Annotated in this window: 6 protein-coding genes; 2 read left to right on the top strand and 4 right to left on the bottom strand. The window is 34.1% G+C overall.

Annotated elements, in window-relative coordinates; genetic code table 11:
- Positions 1-298: 298 nt before the first annotated feature.
- Together HCUR_RS02010 and HCUR_RS02005 are read left to right on the top strand one after the other, a co-directional pair.
- Positions 299-484, top strand: a complete 186-nt coding sequence (locus tag HCUR_RS02010; protein WP_129591842.1) for a hypothetical protein — start codon at positions 299-301, stop codon at positions 482-484.
- A gap of 351 nt (positions 485-835) precedes the next feature.
- Positions 836-1,657 carry a hypothetical protein gene (locus HCUR_RS02005; RefSeq protein ID WP_104206515.1) on the top strand — a complete coding sequence of 274 codons (822 nt, stop codon included), beginning with the start codon at positions 836-838 and terminating at the stop codon, positions 1,655-1,657.
- Positions 1,658-3,271: 1,614 nt separating this feature from the next.
- Here HCUR_RS02005 and HCUR_RS09015 read toward each other — a convergent pair.
- The 4 genes from HCUR_RS09015 to HCUR_RS09790 all read right to left on the bottom strand — a co-directional run bounded on the left by HCUR_RS09015 (position 3,272) and on the right by HCUR_RS09790 (position 5,786).
- Positions 3,272-3,610, bottom strand: coding sequence for a hypothetical protein (locus HCUR_RS09015; RefSeq protein WP_207760866.1), 339 nt, complete (start codon positions 3,608-3,610; stop codon positions 3,272-3,274).
- A gap of 544 nt (positions 3,611-4,154) precedes the next feature.
- Positions 4,155-4,328, bottom strand: a complete 174-nt coding sequence (locus HCUR_RS08280; RefSeq protein ID WP_165780644.1) for a hypothetical protein — start codon at positions 4,326-4,328, stop codon at positions 4,155-4,157.
- A 332-nt stretch (positions 4,329-4,660) separates the two neighbouring features.
- On the bottom strand, positions 4,661-5,374 hold the full coding sequence (locus HCUR_RS01995; protein WP_207760865.1) for a hypothetical protein: 714 nt from the start codon (positions 5,372-5,374) through the stop codon (positions 4,661-4,663).
- A 286-nt stretch (positions 5,375-5,660) separates the two neighbouring features.
- The gene (locus HCUR_RS09790; RefSeq protein WP_279337472.1) at positions 5,661-5,786 is read right to left on the bottom strand and encodes a hypothetical protein; all 126 of its coding nucleotides are present in this window, start codon (positions 5,784-5,786) and stop codon (positions 5,661-5,663) included.
- Between the last annotated feature and the right edge of the window lie 95 nt (positions 5,787-5,881).

Here is a 5,881-nt window from a genome sequence, read left to right as displayed (position 1 = left end):
ATTTTTAGTTCTAAAGGCGCATTCCCTCTATCGTCTGCTGACCCATTCCAAAACGTCTACCCGATTCTTCATAGCTCAATCCTTCTTTCGTCTTAATTCCTAAATCTTTACGATAATAAATACGGAATCTTTAAATATTCTCTCTTATTTTATTCTATTATAATTGTTCTATCGTTATTTGGCTATATATTTCCTAAAAATTACGGGAATTCTGTAAAAGGACAGCGTTGTTACAGAAAACAGAATAGGAGTGCAAAAAATAGAACAAATGTGTAGAAAACAGGTTAGAGGCGCTTTAATGGGCCCTACTTTAAGAGAAGTTAGATTGCGTACGGGTTCTGTAGAGGTATTGACTTGTTGGGTAGAAGAAATGGTACTCACCAATATCCCAGAAACCCTGGTGTTATCCTGGATAATACTACTTTTTCATAAAGGGAAGGCTATGCAGAAAATGATTAAAAATGCTGGTCATACTTTACTTTAGCTACCGCCTTATTCTCCTGACCTTAATCCTATTGAGAAAAATGGGCTCACGCTAAACAGATCAGAGGTTCTAAACATTGTTCAATTGACGCGCGATTCTTTATAACGATTCATAGTTAGTTGTCTACATACTACGGAAATAGTATTACGTTACACTCTAGAGAATAAAGTTCTAGATCAGTAACTTGATAACCCCAGAAACTTGGGTAAAAAAAGGATCCTCTTCTAAGACTCGTGACACCATTACCGTATTTTTCTAGTCAATAGAAAAAAAGTATTGAAGTATTGACGTCTAATTTTTTTTTGATAGACTTATGATATCAAAATGTTAAATAAAAATGGTACTGAATATATGAAAAAAAATTTAACCATTATAGATTCTCTTGTTTTATGTATTTCTACAATCTTTGTTTTGGAAAGGAATATTCAGGCGGCGGGAAGTAATAAGAGCATTGTCTCTGAAAGTAAAAAAGATAAAAAAGTTCTGAATAATAAGAGTGGTGAGAATTCAAAAAATGAGCTAAAACAGTCCAATATTGATGCTAAAAAATCTTCCAATTTTCAAGAAAGCCTTCCTGAATTGAACGATCAAGAGAAACAAGACCCCCCTATTACCAATTTTCAAGAAGGCCTTCCTGAATTGAACGATCAAGAGAAACAAGAGCCCCCTATTACAAATTTCGAACTTCTTCCTCAGTTTGAGCAGGCTGGACAAGAGAAACGGTACTTATCTCATCCTGATAAAAAACTCGAGGAAGTACTTGCGCAACTTCTTAAAAGATTTGTTGATCAGTTTTCCCAACAACGCTCTGACCAACAGAATGAACGGATTTACTTCATGAATCAGCAAGATGAGGAGGAAAAAGATCTTTCTAAGCAAGAAGCTAGTGATGATATCTCTCAGTGGATTAATCAAATTGTGGAACGAGAAGAGCAAAGAGACCTTGGGCAGAAAATTCAAAGATATTATCAAGCTCAGAAACGTCTTGAGATATTTGGGCAGTTTAAGAAAGATATTAGTCAATGTGTTAAACAACTTGAAGTTCACGTTCAAACACTGCAGCCTCACGTAAAAGGTAATTTTCAAACAGTACAGCCGCAATCTCGTGTGAACCCCCCGTATACGTCTGAGGGATCTAAATTCGGGAGTACAGCCAAAAGACACACTGAATAAATTCATATCCAACGTGAGTGAGTACCAAGCAAAAACTCTTCAGGAAAATATCTAAAATACTGCTAAACCTTTTTAATAGAAACTTTAGCGAATTATGTAAATCTACCTGAAAAGAAAGCTTTCAAAACATGAAGAAAGAGACTCGAAGAAGTATTTACTCACGCACTTCGAAAATTTTTTCCATTAATTTTGACAACAACGGTATCAGCAAGAGTAGTAACGAGTTTGTTCTAGACATAAACAGAATAGACGATCATAATATCTTTAAGCAACCAGAGTATTAGACCAATGTGTCTGAATGGTACGGGAAAATTTTGAACAAGAAAATAACAAAGAGTTTGAGGAAGAATATCATATGATTCTATCAAGCTCAGAAATGTTTTTATATTTGAAACTAGTTTTAGAAAAATAAATGTTTCTCGGTGTGTCCAAAAGCGCCCCCCCACGTTTAAGCAATTTCGAGACGCATCAATCAAAAGTATATGGTTTGCAAGGGTGTAACTAAGAGGACTAACCCTGGTCCTATATCCAAAAAAACCTAAGTAAAAATGTATTGAACGTAAGTTAGAATGATGCAAAAAAAAATTTCAAAGAAATATCTAAAATACTTCCGGACCTTACAGAACCCCCTTTAACAGAAGGATTATAAGGTAGTTAGTTTAATTAAAAAAGTTTTAAGAAGTATTTCTGAAATTTATACTCCCTACACTGTGGTTTTCTGAGTTTAGAGACCCAAAAAAAGGAAGCAAAAAGTCACTTATTTTTGACAATAAAGTTTCAGTTTTGGGTTGGCTTATAGGTAACCCAACATTTTTAAAAGTGATTGCTTCTTTTCAGACCTGGTCAGTTAATTTCAAAAAGATGTCTACCTAAAGCCATTTTTATAATACATTTTTTATGTCGTACATACAAGAGCACCCTGATAGTTTAGATCGTGTAGTTAAAATATTTTACGAGAAATGATTAACGGAGCAAAAAGTTTTCATTATTTTTTTTATATAGCCTTTAACATTTTAGAAAAATATTTTTTTTGATACGTGTTCCTCTATTTTGTGGAAGCGTTAAAGTACCTTGCTCTTTTCATTGGGCCACCCTAAAATTTTAAGCCACTCCACCAAAGATAATGTGCCTGATTGGTTACGCTTTAAGCGCACAATAAAATGTCTCGTTGCAGAGCCTAGAGATGATTGAGTTGTCTTGAGGAGTCTTTTATTTTTTCTCAGACTCTCTGTTGAATCAGAATTCTTAGAGTATAATACCATCATTTATTCTTCCAGCGCGAGCAGAAACTGAGTATGATAAATCCATTTTTGATCATACAACGCTGTAATGGGGTGTGCCTAAATACGTTTACTTTTATTGGCCCCCCCCAGAACAAGCCATGTATGGAGGGTACCTAAGATAAAGTAATTCTTGAATAAAATCTCTGATACTATTATTTCCTACTGTTTTTCCTTTATTCTAAATATTTTTCTTAGTTTTGCTGAAGCTTTTCTCAATATACTCTTAGACGTATAGAGCTTTCCTCTAGAGTCTGGTGAAGATAAGAGCAGATTCTTCGCAGGTAAATGCTTTTGTACTTCTTGCATTATACAATCCTTATTTTTAATTTTTTTATCTTGTGTTGAGTGTATTTTTTTTCTTAATTATTTTTTCTATATTTTTTTGATATTGTTGTACTAATACTAATATCTCAGAATAAGTTTCTTTCTGCTTTAAGGGTATTGAATCTATTTTTTTTCTAATTTTCTGGAGTATTGGTCCAGCCTTTTTAGTGTTGTGCTTACAAATAGATGCACAGTCATCGCAGAAATTTTGCAAAATATGGAAACCATCATAGAATTGTTTTCGTTTAGTGGAATAAACCCAGGAAAATTTGTCTAAAATCTCTGACTTGTTTTGAGAGGACGAGTCTTCTAGGTCTTGGTAGTGAGGAATCATTGTTCGGGTCAATTTTAAGAGACAAGGAAAGTTTTTTCTATTTGTTAGTGTTTTTAAAGTAGTGCATAACTTTGTTGTATGGTTTTCAGGAAAATTATTTTGTTGAAATTTTTTTTTTACATCTGGTAAATCATATTTTGCACATTTTATAATCAGTTTAACATATTCTAACTCCGGAAGGTTCTGTTTTTCCTACTTCTTCTGAAGTATTGTTTCTTTCATGCCTAGGGACACATCGTCACTAGATTTTATGGAAATTTCTTGGTCTTCACAAAGATTTTTTAAAAGGGTGTAATATTTTTTAAATTCAGTAATGTCTGGAGGATTTTCAGCATGTTCCGTTATGAATACCGATATTAACAATAGAAATAAGAAATAATTTATTTTTTTTCACGTGTGATTTATTTTTTAAATTGTAAAAATAGTGTAAATTATAAATATTAAATTTTAAGTATAGACGGGAAAACTTTCTCTAGTATAGAAAAACACCTGGAAGGGGGAGGGGATGAAAAACTCTCCGTTGAACCCTGCCTTACAGTGTACAGAAGGTACTGATCTAAATCATCCACACCTGAGGGCGCTGGATGTTCTGTGTGTGAGAGAAAAAAGCACATGTAATCTCCCACACCAAGGCATCAAGACGATCAGAAGAGCCTGTACTATCGGTATATACCGCATCACTTGTTCCTCCAGTGCGGGAAAGCACCAAGAATTTCTGCGATAATGGCATAGACAGCGATAGAAATAATTCAACGTTACCCCAAATGATGCTCTGGCAAGAGATTTAGGGAAACTTTTTTAAATTCGCTACTTTTTTCTTTTTTCCAAAAAAATTTCAGTTTTTTTAAAGTTTTTCTTTTATACTTTTGAGCACGGAACTTTTTGAGTTACTCTCAGGCTCTTCAACTATAGTAGAAGGCTTACTATCAGACCCTTTAGGTATTAGGGTATACCAAAGCGCCTTACTATAGAAAGCCGCCTAGAGCGCATTTCGCTCGAATCATTGATAGACTTTATTGAGGATAAGACAATTCTCTGCTTAAGCCAATGATCGTATGTTAGTTATTGTAACATTTGTTGTTCTATTTTTTCTGCGAGTTTTAGTGTTTGAATTACACAGTCATTATATTTACTTTCTTTCATTTTATTGAAAAATTTTATTAATTCATCTTGCTGTTTTTGATCATAGTTAAGTTCCTTAAGTCTTGTTGCTATCTCTTCTGGATCCTTTTGTGCTAGTAGTAATACCTCACGAAAAATTTTTCTCTCCTTGGAAGAAAAGTTCTTGCTTGAGTTCTTAGAATTCTTGTTCAAGGCTTTTTCTAGGGGCTTTAAAACTTTTTTATACTGACACCTGATTGTTTGCTGATTGTAGATATGTCTCAGGCTACTAAAAAACGTATCAGCTCTCTTTGGTTCAGAGCAACATTTCTGTAAAATAAATTGCACATTGGCTTTATCTGTACTGTTTAGTTTGCTGAATGAGAAGTCTTTATTTTTTGCTGGAGGATATTGCGCGATACAAGCAAAATCTTTATCTTTCTGTAATTCTCTTAGAAAATTCAATAGGTCTGTTTTGTATTTTGGAGTAAGATTGTTTTCTGAAAGCACGTTCTCTAGATCTGCTAAGTCATATTTTGCCCATTCAAAAACGTAATAACACGCAGGTCCTAGAGAGGGATCAAAAGGATAATTATAATTTTTTTCTTCCAGCTTCTTTTTTCTTTCGGAAAGTAACGTTTTATACGCCGGTTCTTTTTCACAGATATCTTCCAAAATCCTATAAAACTCTTGTAGCTTGCTAATGTCTGGAGGATTGTTAGCGTGTCCCGTTATGGATACCGACGTTAACAATAAGAATAACAAATAATTTACTTTTTTCATGATTTATATTTTATAGAAGTTACAAAGATATTTTAAACTATAAATATTAAATTTTAATTATAGACGGGAAAACTTTCTCTAGAACACCTGAAAGGGGGAGGAGATGAAAAACTCTCCGTTGAACCCTGCCTTACAGTGTACAGAAAGTACTGATCTAAATCACCCACACCTGAGGGCGCTAGATATTCTGTGTGTGAGAGAAAAAAAGCACATGTAATCCCCACACCAAAGCATCAAGACGATCAGGAGAGCCTGTACTATCGGTGTATACTGCATCATTTGTTCCTCCAATTCTGAAAAACACCGGAAATTCCTGCGATAATGGAATAGACTGCGGTAGAAATAATTATTCAACGTTACCCCAAATGGTGCCCTGGCGAGAGATTTAGGGAAACTTTT

Origin of the sequence: Holospora curviuscula (genome assembly GCF_002930195.1) — a bacterium.
GTDB lineage: Bacteria > Pseudomonadota > Alphaproteobacteria > Holosporales > Holosporaceae > Holospora > Holospora curviuscula.
This window is presented reverse-complemented; position numbering and strand designations above follow the sequence as displayed.